This is a genomic window from Kosakonia oryzae (genome assembly GCF_001658025.2).
Lineage (GTDB): Bacteria > Pseudomonadota > Gammaproteobacteria > Enterobacterales > Enterobacteriaceae > Kosakonia > Kosakonia oryzae.
In genome coordinates this window covers 2,627,418-2,651,076 of record NZ_CP014007.2, presented here as the reverse complement: position 1 = coordinate 2,651,076, position 23,659 = coordinate 2,627,418, and the positions used below count along the sequence as shown (strand labels likewise).

Sequence of the window (23,659 nt, the reverse complement as noted above, 5' to 3'; positions counted from 1 at the left end):
CTGGCGCGCCAGTGAAAGTCGGCAAACGCTGTGATTAATTGCGTAAGCCGCTCGCCAGTAGCGTAAACACCTCGATATAGTTGGGGAGTGCTTTTTGTGGATCGTCGCTGGCGGCAATCGACAGTGCGGCATTCATTGCCGCACCATTTAACATCTGCGCAGCAGCATCGGCGTCCACCGGTTTGAGGATGCCGCGTTCGATCATTTTCGTCACCGCCTGGCGGGTGGACTCCAGGCAGCGATTCTGGCTTGGCCACTGCGCCGGGTCGCCGAGAAACGCCGGACCATCGAGCAAAACAATGCGCTGCACTTCCGGGTCGAGAGCCATTTTGATATAGGCCATCCCTTCGGCCAGTAACCTCTCCCATTCATCGTCGGCAGTGGCCGCAACCGCTTTTGCGCGTTGTGCCATTTCACCGTCCACTTGCGCGACAACCGCAGCAAGTAACCCTTTTTTATCACCGAAGTTGTGATAGAGCGCACCGCGCGTCAGGCCTACGCTGGCCGTTAATTCATCCATTGATGCGGCAGCATAGCCTTTTTCTGCAAACGCCTTTCGTGCTGCACCGATCAACCTGGCCCGGTTCTCTTCCATCGTTTCGCTACGACGCTTGATCATACGATCTCCTTTTGACATACGCGGCGTATGTGATATTAATTTAACATACGCCGCGTATATTAAACGATTTGTCAGCCCCCTGCTTCTCGTTTTCAACATTCACTGAAAAAGGAAACCCTATGATCAAGCGAGAACCCGTTTTCCCGGCTAACCGCCATGCGCTTTATGAAGAACATGGTTATTCCGCCGCCATCCGTTCCGGAGATTTGTTGTTTGTTTCCGGCCAGGTCGGTAGCCGCGCCGACGGTACACCGGAGCCGGATTTTGCCGCGCAGGTGCAACGGGCATTTGATAATCTGCAAGCGACGCTTGCCGCCGCAGGTTGTACGTTTGATGATCTGATTGATGTCACGACCTTTCATACCGATCCGCAAAACCAGTTTCCGACAATCATGCAGATAAAACAGGCGATTTTCCCGCAGCCCCCCTATCCAAACTGGACTGCCGTAGGCGTTACCTGGCTTGCCGGATTCGATTTTGAAATTAAGGTTATTGCCCGAATTCCTGCGCGATAAAAACAGGAACGCGCATGTTGATGCCGGTATTGGTGTCGTTCATGCTTCGCGCGCATGGCCGGGCAATGCCGACACCAACCCGACGTTGTCACTCTGATCTTAATCGGCAAAAGATTTACGCCGATTAAGATCATTCACACCAGGCTATCAGGCCAGCAGCAAGCACCGTGAAGCTTAAATCGTTACGACATCAATGCGTTCATTTCCCGCTGTTTGATACTCAGCTAACTGATGGAAATTTAAGTAACGATAAGTATCTTCCCGGGTATCATTGATCCTGTCCATGTGCCAGAGATACTGTTCAACGGTTGGCATTTTGCCAAGCATTGCGGCAATCGCACTGAGCTCGGCTGATGCCAGGAAGACTTTTGCATCGGTACCAAGACGGTGCGGAAAGTTACGGGTTGATGTGGAGACAACGCTGCTCCCTTCTTTAACCCGAGCCTGGTTGCCCATGCAAAGTGAGCAGCCAGCCGGTTCAATTCGCGCTCCGGAGCGGATGAGCTTATTAAAATACCCTTCGCTGGAAAGCTGCTGTGCATCCATTTTGGTTGGCGGAGCAATCCACAGCCGGGCAGGAATCTCTTTGGACTCTGCCAGCAATTTCCCGGCAGCCCGGAAGTGACCAATATTTGTCATGCAGGAGCCAATGAAAACCTCCTCTACTGGCGTGCGGGCGACATCGGACAGTAAACGGGCATCGTCAGGGTCATTTGGCGCACAAACAATCGGCTGCGTAATTTCAGCCAGATCGATTTCAATGATTGCCGCGTACTCAGCATTTTCATCTGCACTCAGTAATGACGGATTCGCCAGCCATGCTTCGATCTCGGCAATGCGTTTTTCAAGCGTTGGCGCATGCTGATAACCCTGGTCAATCATCCAGCGCAGCAAAGTGGCATTGGAACGCAAATACTCCGTAACGTTCTCTTCTTCGAGACGTAACACGCAGGCAGCAGCAGAGCGCTCAGCGGAGGCATCGGCCAGTTCAAAGGCCTGTTCAGCTTTTAGCATTTGCAAACCTTCGATTTCCAGGATACGGCCGGAGAAAATATTGCGCTTGTTTTTCTTCTCGGTCGTCAACAACCCTTGCTTAATGGCGTAGTAAGGAATCGCATGCACTAAATCGCGCAGAGTGATCCCTTTTTGCATTTCACCCTTAAAGCGGACCAGCACAGATTCAGGCATATCGAGAGGCATAATTCCAGTGGCCGCCGCAAAAGCGACCAGTCCGGAACCGCCAGGGAATGAGATCCCTAATGGAAAGCGCGTATGTGAATCAGCCCCCGTCCCCACTGTGTCAGGGATGAGCATACGGTTAAGCCATGAATGGATAATTCCATCGCCCGGTTTAAGTGCAACGCCTTTTCTGCTGGTAATGAACTGAGGCAGCGTCTTATGCAAATTAACGTCGACAGGTTTTGGATACGCGGATGTGTGGCAAAACGACTGCATGACCAGATCGGCAGAAAACCCTAAGCATGCAAGATCCGTCAGTTCATCGCGCGTCATCCCGCCGGTCGTATCCTGCGAACCCACCGTGGTGATTTTAGGTTCACAATATTGACCAGGGCGAATACCTTCAACCCCGCACGCTCTGCCGACCATTTTTTGCGCCAGTGTAAATCCTGCAGAAGAAGGTTCAGGCACCTTTGGTTTTCTGAAAATGGACGTTGTTTGCAGCCCCAGAGACTCCCTGGCTCTTGCTGTTAAGCTACGGCCAATGATCAACGGAATGCGGCCGCCTGCCTGTACTTCATCCAGCAAAACTTCAGTTTTCAGGCGAAATGAGGCAATCAGCGTTTGATCGTGATGGTTGCGGATCTCGCCCTTGTACGGATAGAGATCGATCAGCATCCCCGTTGATAAACCAGAGACATCCAGCTCAATGGGAAATGCACCGGAATCCTCCAGGGTATTGAAAAAGATAGGCGCAATTTTCCCTCCGAAGACAAAACCCCCGCAGCGTTTGTTCGGCACAAAAGGAATATCCTTGCCGATATGCCACAGGATTGAGTTCGTCGCAGATTTTCGTGAAGAACCGGTCCCCACCACATCCCCGACGTAAGCAAGAGGATATTGCTGGTTTTTTAATGCCTGTATCTGAGATATCGGGCCGCATTGTCCCGGCTGGTCAGGATTCACCCCTTCCCTTACAGAACTCAGCATTGAGAGCGCATGCAGGGGAATATCCGGGCGTGACCACGCCTCAGGTGCCGGAGAAAGGTCATCCGTATTTGTTTCACCGGGGACTTTAAATACGGTCAGGGTGATTTTTTCATCAAGCCCGGCGCGTTCGGTAAACCACTCGGCATTAGCCCATGATTCAATAATCGCTTTGGCATGAGTATTTCCATTACCGGCTTTCTGCTCGATATCGTTAAATTTTTCAAAAATAAGAATGGTGTGGCTCAGTTTAATAGCCGCTAAAGGAGCCAACTGGTCGTCATCTAACGCATCAATAAGAGGTTGAATATTGTATCCACCCTGCATAGTGCCAAGAATATTTATAGCGTCTTCGGGAGTAATGCCGTATTGATTTGTTTTTTCCTTAATGATTTTATCAAGAAATTCCGCTTTAACTTTCGCAGCGGCATCAACGCCAGGAGAAACCTGATTAATTAACAGATTAATTAAACATTCTCGTTCCTCACACTGTTCATTTTCGAGGAGAGTAATTAATTCGCTGGTCTGCTGAGCGGTGAGCGGCTTTGCTGGTATGCCATTTTTTGCCCGTTCAGCGACATGTATTTTATATGCTTCAAACATAGGATTTCGACCTTATAACAGGAAATTAAAAATGTGTCAGGGTGTCATCTACATTAAAAAATTCATTTGTCTGTTTTTAATAGCATCTCTCCAAATTCTGATACTTTTTCAAGGCCATATTCCCACTCGCCAAATCCGGATTCAGAATTAATATGACCAGCATCGCCGACATCTATCAGTTCGCATCCCCAACTGTCAGACCAAAATACAGCGCGATTGAATGACATAAGCGGGTCATTGTGACTGGCAAAGACCATTCCGGGTATTTTTAACTTCGACGCAGTGACAACGTCTTCAAGTTCAAAATGTGAAGGTTCAGCAGGCGCAACCATAACAATCCCGGCAACATTTACCGCTCTGCTCTGGACCTGGTACCAGGATGCAAGCGCGCCAAAACTATGCCCAATCAAAATAACGGGCAAAGTACAGGTGGCTAATTCTCTGCGAATCGCTGCGCCCCAATTTTCAATATCCGGCTGCAACCAGTTTCGTTGGCTTATTCTTTTCCAGCGAGGTAAACGACGCCCCCAGCAGGTTTGCCAGTGGTAATCGTCGCTATCTCTTAATCCTGGAACAAGAATCGTGGTGAAAGAATCATCCAGCTTTAACAGACGCGGTATGGTCATAGTAAATTCCATCAGTCCTTAATTTTCCAGCCTTTCAGGCCGGAAAATTCGCCAGCAGCCAGGTGACGGCCAGCAGATCCGCACTTCCTCCCGGACTTAAATTTCGGGCAATGAACGCGTTGTCCATATTTAAAAGCGCCTGCCTGAACCGGCTGCCGGTGAAGTGTTTGATGCGCAGGATTCTGGCCGCATATCGCTGTGCATAGCGCAACCCTTTGAGGTCTCCACGCGCGAGGATATTGGTATCCGGATTGTGAGCCATTAATGAAAGCAAAACCCGCAGTAAAGACTCCTCGGGCGAATAACCCGCGTTAATGGCGTTTTCCCATACGGGTAATCCATGAATCCTTACCGTCGCAAAGCCACTTTCAGCCTCCCCACGCGCTCCGGTAAAGCCATAATCGCGAAACAGTTGTTCACCTTTGGTTTTCACATCGCCATTGTGTTTCAACTCCCGGCTCACCATACCGGCGCAGATCAGGCTAACTTCCCGGCAAAGTGCTCCGCGATTGATAACTTCGCCCTTACCTTTCAGCCGCCCGGCAGCAGAACAAAACAGGCCCAGCGAAAAGATTCCCCCTTTGTGGGTGTTGATCCCCCCCGTCGCTCTGAACATTGCCTGCTCACAAGCAAGCCCCACAGGTCGGATGGCAAGGAGTGTCTGCCTGGGCTCTTGCTTAGCTGTTTGTCGGCCTTTTGCAACAAACAACGCGAACCAGGGGGCAATTGCTGCGATACTGGACATGAACAGGTTGAAATCCATGTCGGTATGCGACCCATTATTATGACGGTCTACCAGCCCTGGTTTGGGTGTCAGAATGACTTCGCGGTACATCCCCTCCGCAGCCAGCTCTGCAATGTTAAGTTCATGAATGAACGGTTCATTTCTGATGGCAGAAATAGTCATCAATCATATCCCCCATAACTGCTTGTAAGGCGTGGAGCGAATGTCGCCGCATTCGTGAACAGACATGTGCCGGCTCATCACAGATGAAACAGCGTCTTTTGTTTTCACCGACAGATGTGCGGCTCAATAAACCGGTATCCGGGCAAAACACATCGATATCCCACAACCTTCCCAGTGGATGGCTCTCTTCCAGGTGTATTGTGGCCTTTTTTACCTGTGATGCGGGTGCGCTGACGGACCAGAATGACTCTGGCCCGGTAACAAAATGGCGAGCGTCGTGCCTGATGATTTCCCAGCCATTGGTGGCGATCAGCGCAGTGAGTGCTTCATTTGCTGCCACCATGACAGCCCTTGATTCAGGCGTATCTTTTACCTCACCTGGCCAGACCAGGGTTGTAGAAATCAGGGTTTGTTCCCAACGGGTCAACCAGAGTTGTTGCTGGTACGAACGAGCTTCTCTGGCTGCCAGTAACTGATCCAAAGAAATGGGTGTGCACGATACGCCTGCCATAGTGTCCATTACTCTTTAACCTGCCGCACAACGTCAATGACGCTTCCATCGCGGTAACGAACAACGCCCACAATTTTGGACGTAAATTCGATGGCTTTTGGATGACCGGAGATTTCCAGCGCACGCTGATATAAATCTTCAATACTCACGACAGGTAACCCTTTATCCACCAGTCGCTGATAAATTTCAGGACGTGAAGGGTTTACCGCAATACCGTGGTCGGTAACTAATACATCGATACTTTCACCCGGTGTAACGCATGTTGTAACGTGCTTCACAACGGTCGGAATTCGGCTGCGGATCAGCGGCGCAACAACCACTGTCAGGTTCGCTGCGGCAGCAACATCACAGTGACCGCCGGACGCGCCGCGCATCACACCATCCGATCCCGTCAGCACGTTAACGTTGAAATTTGTATCAATTTCAAGGGCGCTTAAAATCACAATATCGACCCGATCGCAGCATGCCGCTTTCGATGCCGGGTTAGCGTAAACGTTGGTTGAGATTTCAACATGGTTTGGGTTTCTGGCTAAAGAGGCAGCGGCAGCGCTGTCAAAACTCTGGGTATCCAGCAGTTTTGCGATCAACCCTTTCTCATGAAGATCGACAATACTGCCGGTGATACCACCCAATGCGAAACTCGCAGTAATGTTTTTATTTTTCATGCGCGATTCTAAAAAGCGCGTACATGCCGTTGAAGCCGCGCCTGAACCTGTCTGGATTGAAAATCCTTGTTCGAAGTAACCCGAATGCTCAACCACATCAGCCGCTGAACGCGCGATCATTAACTCACGAGGATTACTGGTTACGCGGGCGGCACCGACGCTGATTTTTGCAGGGTCACCAACACTGTCAATTTTAACAATGTAATCGACCTGATCCTGAACAATGCTCGCAGGCATATAAGGGAAAGGTTCAATGGATTCTGTCAGCAGTACAACACGTTTCGCGTATGTTGCATCAACCATTGCATAACCCAGAGAGCCACAGCGTGACTTACCACCACTACCACTGGCATTGCCATATTCATCGGAACAGGAGACAGCCAGGAAGGCGACATCAATATTAATTTCACCTTTCTGAATGAGATTAACACGACCGCCATGCGAATGAATTTGTACCGGTTCCGCCATCAGACCATGAGAAATAGCATCAGCTAACTCCCCACGCATACCGGAGGTATAAATTTTCGTAATCACCCCATTACGAATATGATTAATTAAAGGGGCATTACAGGTCATTAATGAACTGGATGCCAGGGTAATCCCTTTCAGACCCAATGAGGCAAGTTTATCTACCACGAGATTGATAACTTTATCACCTTCACGGAAGGCATGATGAAATGAAATTGTCATACCATCATGCAGTTCGCAGCGGTCTAAAATTTCATCCAGACTTTCACAAAGCTTACGCTGATATTTTTGTTTAGCATCTGCAAGATAAGGCGTTGCGGCATTGGCATGAGTAAATGCAACATATTTTTTTGAATGCCCGGCCTGCTCTTGTAAAGCTTCAATTAATTTGCTCATCTTTATTATCCTGTCAATTAGTGGCGAATGCCTGATGCTTTTCTTCTCTCAAGAACCACTCTGGCGTGATTGATTATTGGCGCGTCAATCATTTTGCCATTCAGAGAAATCACACCCAGTCCACTACGCTCACCTTCTTCGGCAGCAGCAATTACGCGTTCTGCGTAATCAACCTCTTCCTGGGTTGGTGCATAGGCATTGTGAAGCAGCTCAATTTGCCGGGGATTAATTAAAGATTTACCGTTGAAGCCCATGCGGCGAATTAAATCGACTTCTTTTAAGAAGCCTTCTTCATCGTTAACATCGCCATAGACAACGTCAAAAGCATCGATACCAGCCGCACGCGCCGCATGTAAAACCGCACAACGCGCATAGAACAGTTCAGTACCATCCCCGCGCTCTGTTTGCATATCCATTACGTAGTCAAATGCGGCTAATGCAATGCCCATCAGGCGATCTGAAGAGCGGGCAATTGCAACAGCATTGATGACGCCAACAGCAGACTCAATAGCCGCCATCAGCTGCGTGGAACCGACTTTACGGCCACAGCTTTCCTCAATGCGTACAATTTCACGTTCAAGCTGGTGAATATCTTCCGGCGTATCCGTTTTAGGGAGTCGAATGACATCGACCCCGGCACGCACAGCCGCCTCAAGATCTTTCAATCCAAAGGGTGTATTCAGAGGATTAATCCGTACAACCGTTTCAATACCTTTATACATGGGGTGCTGGAGCGCATTGAAAACCAAAATACGCGCACTGTCCTTCTCCCTCAAAGAAACCGCATCTTCAAGATCGAACATGATCGAATCGGGTTTATAAATAAAAGCAGTAGATAACATGGCAGCACTTGAGCCTGGTAAGAAAAGCATGCTACGACGTAATTTTTTCATTGTAATTTCTCCCAGTTAATTTCATCGCTGCATGTTCCTCGCATAATGGCAACTTGCATGCGGGAGCGAATAACACAATCAAGCGCACCTTTGTCATCCACAATAATTTGTCCATGAGTGACGTTAAATGCCGTTAACGTTTCTTTGACCACTTGAGTAATTTGTTCGCCAAATTGCTTCATTACTTCGCTGTTAATAACAATATCCAGCCCGGCGTCCGAAGGGCTAACTTTAACCATTAGATCGCTCGATTCCAGCGTACCCGCCAGAGCTGCCTGTACAATTTTCATTTTAATGTCCTACGCTAATACTCATGAGATTCCCTGCCAGATGGGGTTCCGGCAAGTCATGGTGATTTGCTCTCAGCCAGTTATGTAAATAAGGCATAGTGCTTTCTGGTACCATATTTCTTGCAACTGACAGTTTGTTTTTATTCAAGAGGGAACGAACAGCCGATGCTGATATGGGATAATTATTCGCATCAGTTTTTCGATCTATTTCATGAACCGTAATAGCATTAGAGGGAATGACGAATTCATCTTCAAGCCAGTGGTGCATTGCCTGGTTGTATTGGGCGGTAACTTTACAATATGGCTCAGTGCCAACGAAACGATGTGTAATCCCCAGCGATGGCGCAATGTAACGCCGAAAAATAATCAAATCGATTGCGGAATACACATCATTAACCACCTGTTTTTCTTTTAAGAAATAGCCGGGAAACGTGCCGCGAGAAATAATGTATCTGGAACCAGGGTGTACCGTTACATTGACGAGATGTTTCACGCCATCACGTACCATTGCAATACGGTCATTAAAGGAAAACTGAGACAAATTTTCTTCGACAACAAAAACATGCAGCCAATGACAGGCCCGGGAAGCTTGTTCAATAAGAAATTGATGGCCTAACGTGAACGGATTCGCATTCATCACGATTCCGCCAATGTTGTCTGCCGGGATGAAATAATCAGCACGCAGTTTCTTGCAGTAACGATGGATGCCAACTGGGGTGTTTTCCATCAACGTCGCTTTATTCTCAAGGGTGGCTAAGGGATAGAAGCCACATCCACGGAAAGATTTGACATTATCAGGACAGGTTAAAAGGAACAGATGATGATCGCCATTTTGGTTTGCCAGATATTCAGCTTCACGGATCAACTGCAGCCCCAGGGATGTTCCGCGCCATTCAATGTGAACGGCAATACACTTTAATGTATTGCCCGCGAGGCCAGCACAGGCAATTAATTCTTTGCCTGCACGAGCAATAACGAACTGCTCGACATCATCATCTATTCCTAATCCATTACTTTGCAGAAACCGGATAATCTCGTCTTTGAGAACACCGTTGCTCGTTTCAACAGTATCGAATTCTGGCATTTTTTCGGCGTACATCTGAATGGTTCCTGACCTGATATTAATCGACACTGAGTTGTGTATTTATTGTGCGTAAATTAAATGGCTAATAGATTTGATTGCGCTGTTGATTCAACAATTGTATTAGTCAGTCGTCCCAATTTTTCGATTGTCACTTCAACACAATCCCCTTCGTGCATGAACAGAGGTGGATTACGTTTTTTTCCGACGCCACCCGGTGAGCCAGTAATAATGACATCGCCAGGGCTAAGCGTAGTGAAGGTGCTGATATATGAAATCAGATCGGCAACTTTATGAATCATACTGGCTGTTGAATCATTCTGAACCAGCATGCCGTTTAAATATGTCTGAATGGATAAAGCGTGCGGATCCGGGATTTCATCGACAGTCGTCATATAGGGCCCAAAAGCACCGGTTTGACGCCAGTTCTTACCCGCTGTAAACCATGCGTGCTGCCAGTCACGAACAGAGCCATCCATGTAGCAGCTATATCCTGCGACATGACTCAGCGCATCACTGCGAATAATATTTTCGCCCGCTTTTCCGATGATAACGGCAAGTTCGCCTTCGTAATCAAATTCTTCAGTAATATTCGGTTTGATTACCGGTCTTGCATGCCCGGTTTGAGAATCCGCGAAACGAATAAATAATGTCGGCGCATTGTTCGTTTCAGCGAACTCCTTTCTTTTTTCTGCATAATTCATTCCCACGCAGAAAATTTTCCCTGGCTCCTCAATAACCGGTAAAAAAGTAATATCTTTATCAGTAATATCCGCCGGATAATCAACATACTGTTTTGCAACAGCGAGAGCATCCCATTGCAGAAGATCTTTCAATGTAGGATATTGCTGACCAATTTTTTGACCAAGATCGATAATACCGGCTTCAGTATAAATGCCGTAACTTTTACGACCGTGATGGATATAACTTGCAAGTTTCATAATGACACCTAATGACTATTTAGCTTTACCCCCTCACGCCAATTTTGGCCGTGAGGGATGTAATTATTACGGTTACTTTGCAGTTTCTGCTGGAACAAGATTCGCCTTAGTCCCTGAGGCAAGGTGTGTCGCCACAATCATGCCCAGCACCAGCAAAGCAATAATAAATGCTGTCATGCCAGCCCAGCCGGTAGCGTGGAAAACAAAGCCATTGAAGAAACCAATCACTGAGCCGCCCATGTAGTAGAAGAATAAATAGAGAGCTACTGCCTGCCCGCGTGCATGTGTGGCGTTTTTACTCACCCAGCTCAGGCCGATGGAGTGGCAACCGAAGAAGCATGCGGTGAAGATGACTGCGCCTATAATGAACGTGATTACGTTCGGGGTTAATGTCAGTAACATGCCCAAAGACATGATGGCGAATAACGCGCGAAGAACATTCATGCTGCCATATTTAGCGGATAAACGACCAGCTTGCGGCGCAGTGAAAAAGCTCAATGCAAAGCTGAATGAGAGTAGCCCGGCGTTCGCAGGAGAGATATGGAACGGTTCACCCTTAAGGAAAAATGCCAGGTAGTTGTAAAGAGAAGTGAAAGTACCAAAAATGATGAAGCTAATGACAAAAGCGAGGGCGAGTTTTTTATTTTTAAAATGTGAGGCGGCTCCTTTCACCACCCGAAAAACATTCAGGTTTTCAGTAGGTGTGAATTTTTTAGAGGCTGGCAGAGTGAAGAATACCAGCGCGGCAACAATAATCAGGCTTGCTGCAAAACCATAGAAGATGGTGTTGATGGAAATATGGTCGATCAACTGGCTGGCGACGATACGGCCAGACATCCCGCCCATCGAGTTCCCGAAGACAAAGTAACCCGTTACCACACCCGCAACGACCGGTGCCACTTCCTCGCTAATATAAGCTGTTGCCGCCGCGGCAATGCCGCTCAATGCCAGCCCAATCACTGCTCGCAACGCCACCAGCATGGCCCACGACTGTACCAACGGACAAAGAGCCGTCAGAAGCCCGCCAAGCAGTAAGGAGACGATAATTAGTCGCTTACGACCATAGTGATCGGAAAGCGTACCCGTGAACAATAAACCAATCGCAAGCAAGGCAGTTTCTGCCGAAAGAATAATACTTACCTGATGGACAGGAACATCATATTCAACAGCAAGCACAGGTAACAAAGGCTGAATAAAAAATAAAGAAGCTAATTCAGCCAATCCTGAAAGTGCTAAAGCAAAAATCACACGGATGTATTGACTTGCTTTAACATCTCCAGTACCACCTGAATTATTTTTAACATTAGTTATAGCCATAATATCCTCAACTTTATATTTCTGGTACAGAGTTTCTTAACCCTTGCGGGCTAAAGGTATTAATACGTTCAGATTTTCAAAGGCTGGCTAACGTTTAGATAACTTCCGCTAAGGCGATTTCCGGAACACAAACATTACCCTCGAATAATTTACGAGTCGTTCTGATTACAGCAGCACGGGTATTTTCTATTTTATTTCCGCACCTTAATAAAGAAACTGTGATCTTGCCGCTCGGATGCTCAATGTTAACAATATTGGTAAATGCATCTTTGGGTTGGTCGCTAATGATCTTCTGCGCAACGGAACCGTCGATTATCGTTGCAGTAGAAATACCAATAGAGCCAGTAATAGCAAGTGATTTATGGCAATTATGCGGCATGAAATAGCGAACCTTAATCGTACCACCTGCCGTGGGTTTGCTAAGAAGGACGGGTTTAGGAATAACTTTGTTGGTTACATCGCCAAAACCCATCGCCTCACCTGCTTTGAGACGGATTTTTTCGAGACGTTGCATAAACGCCAGATCAGAATCCAGATCAGCCGGTGATTCACTGCCGGTTTTATCCATCTGATGTGCATCGATTAAGATCATCGGCATTGCCATATCAATGCATGTGACTTCAACACCATCAAACACATCCGTTGTATTACCGGTCGGAAGCAACTTACCGGTTTTGCAGCCTGCGGAATTCAGGAACGTCAAACCGACAGGAGCAGCAGTACCCGGCACGCCATCAATCTGCGTATCGCCCTCGTAACTCACCCGGTAATCAGGCGTCTGCACTTCGGCATCAACGAATGTTCCCGTGTTGAGATTGCGGATACGTACTGTTGTTACCGGATTTTTAGGCGCAACCAGTCCCTTTTCAATGGCAAAGGGGCCAACGGCACATAACATATTTCCACAGTTTGGCGTTGTATCCACTCGCCGCTCTTTCACCATGACCTGCGCGAAAAGATAGTCAATGTCCGCATCGGGGCTATCCGAAAGGCTTACAATCGCCACTTTACTGGTTTGTGGGCTCCCCCCACCGATACCATCAATTTCCAGTTCATGGCCTGCCCCCATCAAAGACAGCAGAACTGCGTCTCGCTCCTGAACGTCGGCGGGTAAGTCGCTCGCCAGAATAACCGGTCCCTTAGACGTGCCACCACGCATCAATACGCAAGGTATGTTGAACATAGGTTTTCTCTTCCCACATGTTGAATGATGTAGTAAGCGTCCCATAAGCGGATAAATAACTCTAATGTCAAAAAACGAAGGATTGATGCGTTTTACACATTAATCAGCCTTCGGCTAAGATGGCTAAATGACAGGGCAACCAGAAGGTTTGAAAAATGCAGCATGAATTACAGGGCGTTCAAGCTTTTGTTAAAATTGCAGAAATTGGATGCTTTACAAGAGCGTCACAGTTTTTACACATCTCTCAGCCAGCATTAACAAGACGAATAAAAAAGCTTGAAGAAAGTTTGGGTACAACGCTATTTGAGCGTTCAACCCGGCGAGTAAAACTTACCGCAGTAGGAAGAGACTTCCTGCCTAAGGCAAAGAATCTCTTAGATTTTTATGAAAGCTCGATACTCAGTATCAAAGAAATGGCGACGCATCAGACAGGCGTGATTACGCTATCCTGTTTACCCACCGCAGCCTTCTATTTCTTGCCCGCCGTTATTCGTGATTACAACGAACATTACCCAAATATTCGCATCCGCATACTTGAGCATAGTGCCAACGACTGCCTCGAAGCTGTGCTTAATGGCGATGCAGATTTTGGAATAAATATGATAAATATCACACACCCGTATATTGAGTTTACCCCGCTGGTCAATGAGCCTTTCGTTCTCGCCTGTAAACGAGACCACGAACTGGCAAAAAAATCGCTTGTGATGTGGGAAGATCTTGCCGGGCTCAGGCTGATTGGCGTCCGTAAATCGAGTGGCAACCGGCTGCTGATTGATCAGGCGCTGGAAGGATTTGACTGGCGACCAAACTGGTTTTACGAGGTAAGGCATCTTTCCACCTCTCTTGGGATGGTTGAGGCCGGTTTAGGTGTGGCCGTGGTTCCCAGCCTGGCAATGCCGACAGATGAGCATCATGTTCTGGTGAGTCGGCCGCTTATTGAGCCGGTTATCCGCAGAACTCTTGGCTTAGTTGTCCGAAGGGGAAATTCGTTGAGCCCTGCGGCGGAAAAATTTCGCGAAATGTTGATGAAGCTGTGGTCTCAGGATAACACCAGCCCCTGGATTGGAAAATTTAGCAATTAAAGCCATAGAAATCAGAGGCGAAACTGTTGTTTCGCGCGACATCTTATTTTCATCAAACGCCGATACACTTAATGAGAATAATTTGCTGAGTTTTGTTGAGGCATATGCCATTGCTAACAGAGTGAGTTAACTATGCTAAAGGCCGGAAATATGTCTCTTCGTTCCCTGAGGGCGCTGTGCCTGACGAGTTTTTTTATTGCTGATGTCCGCGATGGTCTCGGCCCTTTTCTGGGGATATTTCTCACCCAGCGCCACTGGCAACCGGATGATATCGGCTTGCTGATGACGCTGGGCGGCGTGGCAGGATTATTAGCGACGCTTCCGGCAGGATTTATCACCGACACGTCCAAAAACAAACGGACTCTGCTGGCCCTGCTCTGCATAATGATTACCGCAAGTACACTTCTGCTCTGGTTCAGCCAGCAAAACAGCGTTGTCGCGCTTTCGCAAATAGTCAGCGGAATATGTGCGGCTTTTGTCGGCCCGCTGATCACGGGGATTACGCTGGGCCTGACAGGGCAACGCGGCTTTAATGCGCAAATGGGTAAAAATGAGGCATTCAACCACGCCGGGAATTTCTTTACCGCGCTGATTGCCGGAGGCATTGCCTGGTACTGGGGCGTCGGCGGTATTTTCCTGTTGATGGCCTGTACGACCGTGTTAACGCTGTGTGCGCTGCTGGCGATTCGCAGTAAAGATATCGATAACGATGCGGCGCGAGGTATCCAGTCCTCTGTTCCCCAACCGCTGCCGGGGCTCTCGGTACTCACCCAAAACCGGGCACTTTTGATTACCGGATTGACCCTGATGCTGTTTCATCTGGCCAATGCCGCGCTGTTACCCATGCTCAGCATGCGCGTCGCTGCCACGCCAGGCGCCATGAATCCCGGTTTATATGCTGCCGCCACGGTGATTATTTCTCAGGCGGTGATGATTCCGGTGGCCATTTGGGTTTCCCGGCGAATCGATAAGTACGGTTACTGGCGATTAATTATGCTGGCGTTGCTGATAATGCCTCTGCGGGCCGCGCTGGCAGCAACCTCGGCTGCCCCGCTGATGATGGTGCCAGTGCAAATACTGGATGGCGCGGCTGCGGGTATCCTCGGCGTGGTGGTGCCCGGTTTTATTGTGGCGCTGCTGTGCGACAGCGGGCACGTCAACGCCGGGCAAAGCGTGGTGATGCTAATGCAGGGAGTGGGTGCGTCAATGAGCCCGGCATTAACAGGGATGATTGCCGGTAATTACTCCTTTGCCACCGCGTTCAGCGTGCTGAGCGCCATTGCGCTTGTGGCACTGCTTATCTGGTGGCGATATGCGAGCGTACTTATTGAGCATGCATCCGCACGGGCATTAAAGGCGGGGGCGGACTGAGCCGCACGCTGGCCCAAATGGCTTTCGGATGAGCTGCAGCGGCCTGCTTATCTTGCTTCCCGCAACCACCCTATCCAGACTCGTTATCAGGCTTGCCAGATTCGATGTTGAAATTAAGGTTATTGCCCCGGTAGACAAGAACGCACAGTGCCGATGGAGAAGTTATCCCGGCACTTTTGCGCTACTGCGTAGGTGATGCAATATGCGTGTATCTACTCTTTTATACTCTTGCTCATGTTGATTCCTGTCACGCCAAAACCGATGGCTTCATATACGTGCCGGGCACGATCGTTGTCGCCGGCAACGCGAAGCCTGATCTGTTCAACGCCTTTACACCGCATCTCATGCTCAAACGTCCGGAGAGCAAGTTTACCCAAACCTTGCCCCTGCAAGGCGTTGAAAATATGAAAATCGTAGATGAAGACGGTACGCATGGCAGCATCGGGTTTATACCAGAGGTAACCGACATGCTTATCCGTTTTGTCTGATTTGGCAATCAGACACAGCAAAACCTGGCCTGGTGTATTTACTCCCTCAGGAAGATCTTCCTCGATTTCCTGCTTTGCTCTTGCCAGAGAATCTTCCGCAGAAAGCCGGTAGTTTGACGCAATTTCCCGCGCATAATCCGTAATGAAATATTCCAGATAACCAGGATATTCATCCTCGCGCATTGGGCGAAATTCAATCATTCGTGTTCCCTTTATTTTGGTGTGTATTCTGCAATAACTAACGGTACTTATTGTTTTTATCTGACTGTATAGCAAAGATAAATTGTCTCTGTGGTTCTGTCAGCATAAAACACACACTCATGTTGGTCTTTATGGCGCGTTGAATATCTTGCTCAGTAAAATGCGCAACCCATTTTGACAGGCGGAGATGAGTGTTACTGGGCTATGTGGTTTATATCCCCTGACATCTGCACAGAGTTTGCTGCGATATGCAGCAAACTCTTCATCCACGACAGGATTTAATTCAACGCGTCCAGCGCAATAATCCCCTGCCCGGTTTTTATCCAGCGCGGCGCTTTCAGGCGCTCAGCAAAAAATGTTACCAGCTCCAGCAGCAAATCCCCCATTACGCGGGACTGATCAGTGGACAGCGAACCATTAATCAGCAACCGCGTTAGCTCCTCGCAATAGCGGCACAATGCATCGCTTTCCGGTGCAAACTCCGGGATATAAGGTAAAAACTCGACGGTCAGAGATTCAGTTAAATGCGCGGGGATCGGTTCGTGTAATGTCGTGCGTAATAAGTTAAGGCAGGAAGAAAGTTTGCCGCAGAGCGCTAGTTTTTCCGCCGGTTCATGCGTTTCAACCAGCACTTCGGCAAATCGTTCGCAGTTATCAGCCAGCTCGGTGAAATCGGTTGAACAGGAAAAAGGAAGCGCTAACAGAGAATGAATGTGGTTGGGAGTTGTAGCCATAAGGCAGCCTCACTAAGTGTGTTTTTAACTTCGACCATCACTAAGTTTGAACAGGAGGCTAACCCCGACACCTGATTTTGCAGGTGCCGGGAAAAGATATGATGAGACGAGACATAGGGCAATGGGGATTATTGGGAAGTACCGCTCATAAAATGAAGAAAATATATGAAACATCATATGGAGTTTCTGGAAAACAACTAATCAGCGGTGATAGATGTAAGTCAGTTGTGAGCTTGGAGAGGCCATTGCCCTCTCAAATACGCATTGTGCATTCTTGGCGCGAATATGTTTTTTTGATGAACTATAGCTGTTCATAATTCATCGATAACGTTACCAGACTTTAAATTTTAATAACATGCTGATGTCGCTAATTTATTTATATTGTTCCATTACTTCACGAAGATTATCAAAAGTACGAGAGTTTTCATAAGTATGAAGGAGGACAATTGTTTCATTACTACCTCCAAGTATCATTGCTTGAGAGCTATCTAAATAATTTTCATCCGGGTCTAATGTAATATAAGCGACCAATCCATCTAAATATAATCTACAGACAGTGTAATTTCTTATTCCAATAGGAAAGCCAAAATCAATAGTATCTTCTTCAATAATGGGAGTTCTATTGTGAGTGAATCCTTTGTCAGCTATTTGATATAATCGTATTGGGAATTCCCTCGCCGATAATGAATCGTAATTCAATATGGCTATACGTAACTTTTCGAGTAAACTTCCTGGAATAGTAACAGTATCCATTTCCTCTCTTTCTGATGCCGCCGAACGCCAGAGAAGACTCAATATGAATAATTTAATTGGTTTCCAATTTAAGTCTTTAATAACTCTGAATCCATATTTTTGTCCATTATTTTTCGCAGGTATTACAATATCAGATGTATCTAGCTCTATAACATTAGTCGGCCATCCACTCCAAATAAGAAGGTTTTCCCTGAGTACCCTTATCCCTTTATCATCTATTTGACTTAGTATGTGTTCGCCTTCAGAAATACATAATTGATTGTCATACCATCCCTGGAAACGTTTTTTTAGCGGAATCTTCAGCGCGACTTGTATTGCTTTCTCACCGGTTTTACTCAGAACTGTGAGAGCTTTAGGTAAAATATGTGATTCAACAAACTTACCTTTCCTTAAAGTTAATTTACAGATACCTTCAGGTACATTTTTTTTCTTCTTTCTCATTATTGAAACCAATTTCTTATTGAATGTATCTCAAGTTTGTTGTTGCTTTTCAGTGTTGTCAACCTGTCATTATGTAAATAGAGCCGTTTTAGTTCCATCCATTTTTTGAGATCCCGGCCAGATAATGTTGTAGTCGGAAGTGAATGTCATGATGTCGCTCAACAGTTGAGGGCCAAACCATTAACAGCAATGTCCGCTCCTTGCACATAGCAGCCTCTTACTTGACGTAACCGCCGAGAAATTGCTCCTGCGTTTTACGGTGGTGACATATACGTTAGGTTCTCACTTGCGCGCGGAAATTTTTATTTATTGCCCTACTGCGAAGGTAAAACTGCTGTCGAGCCCGGTTAGCGGCTGGATAAGCCGCCGCAGGTAACAGACAGTGCAGCGGCAATTGCGCGTTGATAGCCAGATGGCGGCGTGGCCTTATCAGGCCTGCGAATTTGACCGCCATTAGATGAATGGCGGCGCTGGTTTCAATATATTCGGCAGTGATCGGCCTGACGCAGGACAGAATTCACCTGCCCCGGCCAACATCTTACCCGTGCATCACCACGCTGCTTTCCACCGGTATGCGCGGCATGCGGGTATTGGCCGCAGCGGCGCTTTTATCAGCATAGCCAAACGAGATACCAAACAGCAGACGATACTCGTCGGAAACGCCCAGCTCGGCGCGGATCATATCGGCATGGAAGCCAAGCATCGTTTGCGGAATACCGGCAAAACCGCGCGCAGTCAGTGACAGCAGAAAACTTTGCGCGTACATGCCGATGTCCGATGCGACGCGGATGTTATCGCCAAAAGACGGCATAAACAGAAACGCAGCGTGCGGCGCATTAAAGAACTGGTAGTTGCGCAGGTAGGCCTCTTTGCGGCGAACCTTGTCGTCGCGATCAATGCCGATAGCCTCGTAGTAAAGCCGCGCCTGTTCGTATGCGCGTTCAATATAGTCGCCGTGGAAATCCTCATAAGAAAAAGTGAAATCCGGCGTCTGCAGCCCTTCCAGGTCGTTAGCCGTCATCATTTTCGCCAGCCGATCTTTGGTCTCGCCGGAAACCACATGCACGTGCCACGGCTGCGTGTTGCAGTTCGACGGTGAGTATTGCGCATCCTGCAATACCGCGCGGATCTGCTCATCAGTCAGCGGTGTGGGTAAAAATGCGCGAACGGACGAACGCGAACGGACGGTTTCATCGAAAGCTAAAACATTATTCATCATACTCTCCGGTGATTATCGTTCGCGTAGCTTAGCGATGAACTCTGTGCGTAAAAACACTACAATGCGCTATGGACCATTGCAGATTACGCAAAGATGAAATCACTCAGCCAGATTAGCGCCCGTTCGATGCACCTGTTTCTTGCCATTGTGCGCGAAGGGAATTTGTCCGAAGTGGCACGGAACGAAGGGCTTGCCGCCTCATCGCTTTCCCGCGTGGTTCAGCAACTGGAACAGGCGCTGGAAACGCAACTGCTGTATCGCAACACCCGCGCGGTGACGGCCACCGATGCCGGTCATATCTATGCCGAAGCCTTTCGCGTCATGCTCCAGCAGCTTGCCGATGCGCAAACCCAGGTCGGCGAACGGCGCAACGAACCCGGCGGTCGCATTCGCATTAACGCCCCAACCTCCTTCGGTTTACGGCATATCGGGCCGCGCATCAGCGAACTGAGTGCGCGTTATCCGGCGCTGTACATCGAGCTGAACCTGAATGATGACTATATCGATCCGTTTGCCGACGGCACGGATCTGCTGCTGCGCATCGCCTCGCTGAAAGATTCAGAACTGCATGGCCGTTTGATCGCCAGCCAGCGCTGTCATCTGGTGGCAACGCCCGCCTATCTTCGCCGTCACGGGCGGCCGGAATCACCGGAAGCGCTACAACAGCACCAGTTGCTGGCCTATCGCGGAAAAACCGGGTTGCAGCGCTGGCGCTTTCAGCAAGGCGATCGGCAGTATCAGTTTTTCCCGCAGGCAAAAATCGTTTCTGACAATGCGGAATTGTTACTCCAGGCGGCAAGAAATGACGCCGGAATACTGCTTTATCCGGACTGGCAGATAGGCGAGATGCTGAATCGCGGTGAACTGGTCGATTTGCTACCGGAATTTTCGCCAACCTATTCCGCCGAAGCGCAATCATTGTGGTTGCTCTATCCGGGCGGTAAATACCCGTCGCTCAATACCCGCGTGGTGATCGATTTCTTACTGGCGAGTTTCGGTTCACCGCCCTACTGGCGCTATCTGCCGTCATCTTCCAGGAATATTCCAGAAGGTTAATGACTCCATAAAATCTTCACTTTTTTGGCGTGAAATCAGCGCCACGCAATAGCGCGTGTAAGGACGTAATATGAAAAAGATTGCACTGATGTCTGCCATTCTGGCCGTGAGCTTCTCTTCAATGGTATTTGCTGACGATCGTCCGCCGGTACCGCAGGATCAATACCCGACCGGCGAACACCATAAAGGTGATAAGAAGCCGTCGCGCGAAGTGCCGCCGCCGAAACACAAGGGCGATAAAGCACCGCGTCATGATGAAAAACATAACGACAAGCACAAAGACGATCACGGTAAAAAACCGCCGCTGCCGGAAGATAAGCGCTAAAAAAAACGGGTGGCTAAGCCACCCGTTTTGCTATCTGTTTTTCGGTAACGTCTTCAGCAAATCATCCGGGCTGATGGACGCCACCACGCTGCCGGAAAGCGGCATCTTCAGGATGTGGTTTTTAATTTTCCCAATCACGTGCATTTCGCACGGACGGCAATCAAATTTCAGCGTCAGCACTTCATCACCGTGCACCAGTTGCATCGGTGTGGCGCGCCAGCTTTTGATATTGCCTTTCGCCTGTTTCGGGCACAGGTTGAAGGCAAAACGCAGACAGTGCTTGGTGATCATTACCGGCACGTCGCCCTTCTCTTCATGCGCTTCAAACGCGGCATCAATCAGCTGTACACCGTAGCGATGATAAAATTCACGCGCTTTATGGTTATAGACGTTAGCAAGGAATGAAAGATGCGTTTCCGGGTAGACCGGCGGCGGCGTGGCTACCGCTTTACGGCTGCCGCGCTGGTAGTTAGCCAGACGCGCCTCTTCCAGCATCTCCACCGCTTCACGGCGTAACTGGTTAAGCTGGCTGTTGGGCACAAACAGCGCGCCTGGCAGATTGACCTGAACCTCTTTGGCGTAGTAGCGAGTTTGCCCCAGCTTCATCAGGCCATCTTTCAGGTTATCCAGCGCTTTTTGCACGTTGTTGGCTTCGTCGAATTGCCCTTCCAGCGTATGCGTTACCGACACGCCATCTTCGCTGGTCAGCGTTAACACCAGTTGCTCCTGCCAGCCGCCCAGCTCAATATCCACCGCGATACGGCGTTCGCTGGAAGTTTTCAGCAACGCCTGCTGCCAGTTGTGATCGAGGTTGCGGTTCAGCGGATGATGCGGACGCAGGGTTTTCAGCACGTCCGGCATTTCGTTCGGGAAAACGCGATAACGGTTTTCAGCGGTTTTCTCGGCAACGTTGACGCGAAAACCGACCACTTCACGTTTCACCAGCACGTTCAGGCCATCACCGTTCGCCAGCGGCTCGGTAACTTCAACATCGAGATGATCTTTGCCCACTTTCAGCACTTCACCCACCGGCAGGCCGATAAATTTCGGTGAATCGAAGGCGCCAATATCGCCTTTGCGCGCATTAACAAAGTAGTCGGTGCTGCCGCGGTGAAACGTTTTGTCCGTCGAGGGAATAAAGAAGTGCTCGGTACGCCCGGCGGAAGCGCGCGCGAGGTCGCCACGATCTTCAATGATCGCATCGAGCATCTGGCGGTAGTGCGCAGTGATATTTTTCACGTAGCTCATGTCTTTGTAACGCCCTTCAATCTTGAAGGAGCGCACGCCCGCATCGATCAGCGCCGCCAGGTTGGCGGTCTGGTCATTATCTTTCATCGACAGCAGATGTTTTTCATAGGCCACTACGCGCCCCTGATCGTCTTTCAGGGTGTACGGCAGACGACAGGCCTGCGAGCAGTCGCCACGGTTGGCGCTGCGCCCGGTTTGCGCATGGGAAATATTGCACTGCCCGGAATACGCTACGCACAGCGCACCGTGAATAAAGAACTCGATGGTGGCATCCGCCGCATTGTGAATGGCGCGGATCTGCTCAAGGTTAAGTTCGCGCGCCAGAACGATCTGGCTGAACCCCACATCAGAAAGGAATTTGGCTTTTTCCACGCTGCGGATATCGCACTGGGTGCTGGCGTGCAGTTCAATCGGCGGAATATCCAGCTCAAGAATGCCCATATCCTGCACAATCAGCGCATCAACGCCCGCCTGGTAGAGTTCGCCTATCAGGCGCTGCGCCGGTTCCAGTTCGTCATCGTGAAGGATGGTGTTCAGAGTGATAAACACTTTCGCGCCGTAGCGATGGGCGAACGGCACCAGTTCAGCGATATCCTGCAGGCTGTTACCGGCATTGTGGCGAGCGCCAAAACCTGGCCCGCCAATGTAGACGGCGTCCGCACCGTGCAGGATAGCCTCACGGGCAATGGCGGCATCGCGGGCCGGGCTTAACAGTTCAAGATGATGGGGTTGCAGGCGCATACAATCGTCGTTATCCATTATGTACAAAATGGCGGCTATTGTAGTCACAACCGGGGCGTTTCACCACCTGCCGCAGGGGGAATTTGCGTCAGGTGGTAATGCAATGTCGAAATTGCTATTTCCGCTGCGTTTCGCTTAACAGTAAGGTGGTGACTCGGACATTCCTCGTCACGTTGTTAACCCGTCATACTTCAGGTTGCAGGAGGCTGCTCCCCGAATTATTCAGGGTTGTCTGATTCGTTAGTCGTCGTCGTTTTTGCCGCAGGCTTGCCTGCGGCTTTTTCTTTTGGGTAATGGATAAGCGAGTGGAAGTGCGTCGTTTGCGCCGTGCTGTTGCGGTAGGCGTGCGCTTCATCGCCGGCAAAACGCAGGCCGCTGCCCGCTGCAATGGTTCGCCACTGCCCGTCAATGCACATATCCAGCACTCCGCTAATCACAATCACATGCTCGATAACCCCGGCTTCGTGCGGCGTGGATTCGCTGAGAGCGCCAGGCGCGAGATTAATCGAGAAGAGATCAAAGTGCAGCTTTTCATCCCACGGGAAAATCGGCGTGACCACCATCGCCTGCTGCTGCGGATCGTACGCCCGCGGCGTTTCCTCTTCCGGCGGCGCAATAAAGGTGGAGAAAGGAACATTCAGGCCGGTGGCGATTTTCCATAACGTCGAGACGGTCGGGCTGGATTCGTTGCGTTCTATCTGCCCGAGCATCGCTTTGGAAACGCCCGTCTCCTCTGCCAGGCGGGAAAGGCTCCAGCCGCGACCCTGACGCAGGCTTTTCAGCATAGTTGCCAGATAAACGGTGAGATCCATTATTCCT

The 23,659-nt window shown here is 49.1% G+C and carries 23 protein-coding genes; 5 read left to right on the top strand and 18 right to left on the bottom strand.

What is annotated here, in order from left to right:
- Positions 1-34 precede the first annotated feature (34 nt).
- Positions 35-619: a TetR/AcrR family transcriptional regulator gene (locus AWR26_RS12645; RefSeq protein WP_064566271.1), complete on the bottom strand. Its 585-nt coding sequence runs from the start codon at positions 617-619 to the stop codon at positions 35-37.
- A gap of 119 nt (positions 620-738) precedes the next feature.
- Between AWR26_RS12645 and AWR26_RS12640 the strand changes: the two genes are divergently transcribed.
- Complete coding sequence (locus AWR26_RS12640) at positions 739-1,134, top strand: RidA family protein (protein ID WP_064566269.1); 396 nt, start codon at positions 739-741, stop codon at positions 1,132-1,134.
- A gap of 174 nt (positions 1,135-1,308) precedes the next feature.
- On the opposite strand, the gene acnB is transcribed toward AWR26_RS12640, so the two are convergent.
- From acnB to AWR26_RS12585, 11 genes are all read right to left on the bottom strand, one after another.
- Positions 1,309-3,903: a bifunctional aconitate hydratase 2/2-methylisocitrate dehydratase gene (gene acnB, locus AWR26_RS12635; RefSeq protein ID WP_064566267.1), complete on the bottom strand. Its 2,595-nt coding sequence runs from the start codon at positions 3,901-3,903 to the stop codon at positions 1,309-1,311.
- Positions 3,904-3,965: 62 nt separating this feature from the next.
- A complete protein-coding gene (locus AWR26_RS12630; protein WP_064566266.1) occupies positions 3,966-4,529 on the bottom strand; it encodes an RBBP9/YdeN family alpha/beta hydrolase in 564 nt (187 codons plus the stop codon).
- 34 nt (positions 4,530-4,563) lie between these two features.
- Entirely contained in the window at positions 4,564-5,436 is an 873-nt protein-coding gene (gene citG, locus AWR26_RS12625) for a triphosphoribosyl-dephospho-CoA synthase CitG (RefSeq protein ID WP_064566264.1), read from the bottom strand.
- Positions 5,411-5,956, bottom strand: a complete 546-nt coding sequence (gene citX, locus AWR26_RS12620; protein WP_064566262.1) for a citrate lyase holo-[acyl-carrier protein] synthase — start codon at positions 5,954-5,956, stop codon at positions 5,411-5,413. The genes citG and citX overlap by 26 nt, the downstream gene beginning before the upstream one ends.
- Positions 5,956-7,476, bottom strand: coding sequence for a citrate lyase subunit alpha (gene citF / locus AWR26_RS12615; protein WP_064566260.1), 1,521 nt, complete (start codon positions 7,474-7,476; stop codon positions 5,956-5,958). The genes citX and citF overlap by 1 nt, the downstream gene beginning before the upstream one ends.
- Before the next feature lie 17 nt (positions 7,477-7,493).
- Positions 7,494-8,369: a citrate (pro-3S)-lyase subunit beta gene (gene citE / locus AWR26_RS12610; RefSeq protein ID WP_064566258.1), complete on the bottom strand. Its 876-nt coding sequence runs from the start codon at positions 8,367-8,369 to the stop codon at positions 7,494-7,496.
- Positions 8,366-8,659 (bottom strand): citrate lyase acyl carrier protein, encoded by a 294-nt coding sequence (gene citD / locus AWR26_RS12605; RefSeq protein WP_007372056.1) that lies wholly within the window; start codon positions 8,657-8,659, stop codon positions 8,366-8,368. The genes citE and citD overlap by 4 nt, the downstream gene beginning before the upstream one ends.
- 1 nt (position 8,660) lies before the next feature.
- The gene (citC, locus tag AWR26_RS12600) at positions 8,661-9,758 is read right to left on the bottom strand and encodes a [citrate (pro-3S)-lyase] ligase (RefSeq protein ID WP_064566256.1); all 1,098 of its coding nucleotides are present in this window, start codon (positions 9,756-9,758) and stop codon (positions 8,661-8,663) included.
- A 59-nt stretch (positions 9,759-9,817) separates the two neighbouring features.
- On the bottom strand, positions 9,818-10,681 hold the full coding sequence (locus AWR26_RS12595) for a fumarylacetoacetate hydrolase family protein (RefSeq protein WP_007372054.1): 864 nt from the start codon (positions 10,679-10,681) through the stop codon (positions 9,818-9,820).
- Between the two features lie 72 nt (positions 10,682-10,753).
- Positions 10,754-11,998 carry an MFS transporter gene (locus AWR26_RS12590; RefSeq protein WP_064566254.1) on the bottom strand — a complete coding sequence of 415 codons (1,245 nt, stop codon included), beginning with the start codon at positions 11,996-11,998 and terminating at the stop codon, positions 10,754-10,756.
- 94 nt (positions 11,999-12,092) lie between these two features.
- Positions 12,093-13,181, bottom strand: a complete 1,089-nt coding sequence (locus AWR26_RS12585) for a 4-oxalomesaconate tautomerase (RefSeq protein ID WP_064566252.1) — start codon at positions 13,179-13,181, stop codon at positions 12,093-12,095.
- 155 nt (positions 13,182-13,336) lie between these two features.
- Here AWR26_RS12585 and AWR26_RS12580 point away from each other — a divergent pair, with 155 nt between their 5' ends.
- Together AWR26_RS12580 and AWR26_RS12575 are read left to right on the top strand one after the other, a co-directional pair.
- The gene (locus AWR26_RS12580) at positions 13,337-14,263 is read left to right on the top strand and encodes a LysR family transcriptional regulator (protein WP_064566250.1); all 927 of its coding nucleotides are present in this window, start codon (positions 13,337-13,339) and stop codon (positions 14,261-14,263) included.
- A 150-nt stretch (positions 14,264-14,413) separates the two neighbouring features.
- Positions 14,414-15,634: an MFS transporter gene (locus AWR26_RS12575; RefSeq protein ID WP_064566249.1), complete on the top strand. Its 1,221-nt coding sequence runs from the start codon at positions 14,414-14,416 to the stop codon at positions 15,632-15,634.
- Positions 15,635-15,846: 212 nt separating this feature from the next.
- Here AWR26_RS12575 and AWR26_RS12570 read toward each other — a convergent pair whose 3' ends face one another.
- From AWR26_RS12570 to AWR26_RS12555, 4 genes are all read right to left on the bottom strand, one after another.
- The gene (locus AWR26_RS12570) at positions 15,847-16,323 is read right to left on the bottom strand and encodes a GNAT family N-acetyltransferase (protein WP_064566247.1); all 477 of its coding nucleotides are present in this window, start codon (positions 16,321-16,323) and stop codon (positions 15,847-15,849) included.
- A gap of 278 nt (positions 16,324-16,601) precedes the next feature.
- The gene (locus AWR26_RS12565; protein ID WP_064566245.1) at positions 16,602-17,057 is read right to left on the bottom strand and encodes a hypothetical protein; all 456 of its coding nucleotides are present in this window, start codon (positions 17,055-17,057) and stop codon (positions 16,602-16,604) included.
- 372 nt (positions 17,058-17,429) lie between these two features.
- On the bottom strand, positions 17,430-18,251 hold the full coding sequence (locus tag AWR26_RS12560; protein WP_064566243.1) for a hypothetical protein: 822 nt from the start codon (positions 18,249-18,251) through the stop codon (positions 17,430-17,432).
- A 538-nt stretch (positions 18,252-18,789) separates the two neighbouring features.
- Positions 18,790-19,470, bottom strand: coding sequence for a nitroreductase (locus tag AWR26_RS12555; protein ID WP_064566241.1), 681 nt, complete (start codon positions 19,468-19,470; stop codon positions 18,790-18,792).
- Between the two features lie 93 nt (positions 19,471-19,563).
- Between AWR26_RS12555 and AWR26_RS12550 the strand changes: the two genes are divergently transcribed.
- Positions 19,564-20,526 (top strand): LysR family transcriptional regulator, encoded by a 963-nt coding sequence (locus AWR26_RS12550; RefSeq protein WP_064566239.1) that lies wholly within the window; start codon positions 19,564-19,566, stop codon positions 20,524-20,526.
- Positions 20,527-20,596: 70 nt separating this feature from the next.
- Positions 20,597-20,851 carry a hypothetical protein gene (locus AWR26_RS12545; protein WP_064566237.1) on the top strand — a complete coding sequence of 85 codons (255 nt, stop codon included), beginning with the start codon at positions 20,597-20,599 and terminating at the stop codon, positions 20,849-20,851.
- A gap of 30 nt (positions 20,852-20,881) precedes the next feature.
- Here the strand turns inward: AWR26_RS12545 and AWR26_RS12540 are convergent, their stop codons facing one another.
- Both AWR26_RS12540 and AWR26_RS12535 read right to left on the bottom strand, forming a co-directional pair.
- On the bottom strand, positions 20,882-22,840 hold the full coding sequence (locus AWR26_RS12540) for a peptidase U32 family protein (protein ID WP_064566235.1): 1,959 nt from the start codon (positions 22,838-22,840) through the stop codon (positions 20,882-20,884).
- A 218-nt stretch (positions 22,841-23,058) separates the two neighbouring features.
- A complete protein-coding gene (locus AWR26_RS12535) occupies positions 23,059-23,652 on the bottom strand; it encodes a helix-turn-helix domain-containing protein (RefSeq protein WP_064566233.1) in 594 nt (197 codons plus the stop codon).
- Positions 23,653-23,659 lie beyond the last annotated feature (7 nt).

Bases quoted from the DNA above. Each gene is read 5' to 3' on its own strand.
- AWR26_RS12645 (WP_064566271.1), bottom strand. From the start codon at position 619: ATGATCAAGCGTCGTAGCGAAACGATGGAAGAGAACCGGGCCAGGTTG.
- AWR26_RS12640 (WP_064566269.1), top strand. From the start codon at position 739: ATGATCAAGCGAGAACCCGTTTTCCCGGCTAACCGCCATGCGCTTTAT.
- acnB (WP_064566267.1), bottom strand. From the start codon at position 3,903: ATGTTTGAAGCATATAAAATACATGTCGCTGAACGGGCAAAAAATGGC.
- AWR26_RS12630 (WP_064566266.1), bottom strand. From the start codon at position 4,529: ATGACCATACCGCGTCTGTTAAAGCTGGATGATTCTTTCACCACGATT.
- citG (WP_064566264.1), bottom strand. From the start codon at position 5,436: ATGACTATTTCTGCCATCAGAAATGAACCGTTCATTCATGAACTTAAC.
- citX (WP_064566262.1), bottom strand. From the start codon at position 5,956: ATGGACACTATGGCAGGCGTATCGTGCACACCCATTTCTTTGGATCAG.
- citF (WP_064566260.1), bottom strand. From the start codon at position 7,476: ATGAGCAAATTAATTGAAGCTTTACAAGAGCAGGCCGGGCATTCAAAA.
- citE (WP_064566258.1), bottom strand. From the start codon at position 8,369: ATGAAAAAATTACGTCGTAGCATGCTTTTCTTACCAGGCTCAAGTGCT.
- citD (WP_007372056.1), bottom strand. From the start codon at position 8,659: ATGAAAATTGTACAGGCAGCTCTGGCGGGTACGCTGGAATCGAGCGAT.
- citC (WP_064566256.1), bottom strand. From the start codon at position 9,758: ATGTACGCCGAAAAAATGCCAGAATTCGATACTGTTGAAACGAGCAAC.
- AWR26_RS12595 (WP_007372054.1), bottom strand. From the start codon at position 10,681: ATGAAACTTGCAAGTTATATCCATCACGGTCGTAAAAGTTACGGCATT.
- AWR26_RS12590 (WP_064566254.1), bottom strand. From the start codon at position 11,998: ATGGCTATAACTAATGTTAAAAATAATTCAGGTGGTACTGGAGATGTT.
- AWR26_RS12585 (WP_064566252.1), bottom strand. From the start codon at position 13,181: ATGTTCAACATACCTTGCGTATTGATGCGTGGTGGCACGTCTAAGGGA.
- AWR26_RS12580 (WP_064566250.1), top strand. From the start codon at position 13,337: ATGCAGCATGAATTACAGGGCGTTCAAGCTTTTGTTAAAATTGCAGAA.
- AWR26_RS12575 (WP_064566249.1), top strand. From the start codon at position 14,414: ATGTCTCTTCGTTCCCTGAGGGCGCTGTGCCTGACGAGTTTTTTTATT.
- AWR26_RS12570 (WP_064566247.1), bottom strand. From the start codon at position 16,323: ATGATTGAATTTCGCCCAATGCGCGAGGATGAATATCCTGGTTATCTG.
- AWR26_RS12565 (WP_064566245.1), bottom strand. From the start codon at position 17,057: ATGGCTACAACTCCCAACCACATTCATTCTCTGTTAGCGCTTCCTTTT.
- AWR26_RS12560 (WP_064566243.1), bottom strand. From the start codon at position 18,251: ATGAGAAAGAAGAAAAAAAATGTACCTGAAGGTATCTGTAAATTAACT.
- AWR26_RS12555 (WP_064566241.1), bottom strand. From the start codon at position 19,470: ATGATGAATAATGTTTTAGCTTTCGATGAAACCGTCCGTTCGCGTTCG.
- AWR26_RS12550 (WP_064566239.1), top strand. From the start codon at position 19,564: ATGAAATCACTCAGCCAGATTAGCGCCCGTTCGATGCACCTGTTTCTT.
- AWR26_RS12545 (WP_064566237.1), top strand. From the start codon at position 20,597: ATGAAAAAGATTGCACTGATGTCTGCCATTCTGGCCGTGAGCTTCTCT.
- AWR26_RS12540 (WP_064566235.1), bottom strand. From the start codon at position 22,840: ATGCGCCTGCAACCCCATCATCTTGAACTGTTAAGCCCGGCCCGCGAT.
- AWR26_RS12535 (WP_064566233.1), bottom strand. From the start codon at position 23,652: ATGGATCTCACCGTTTATCTGGCAACTATGCTGAAAAGCCTGCGTCAG.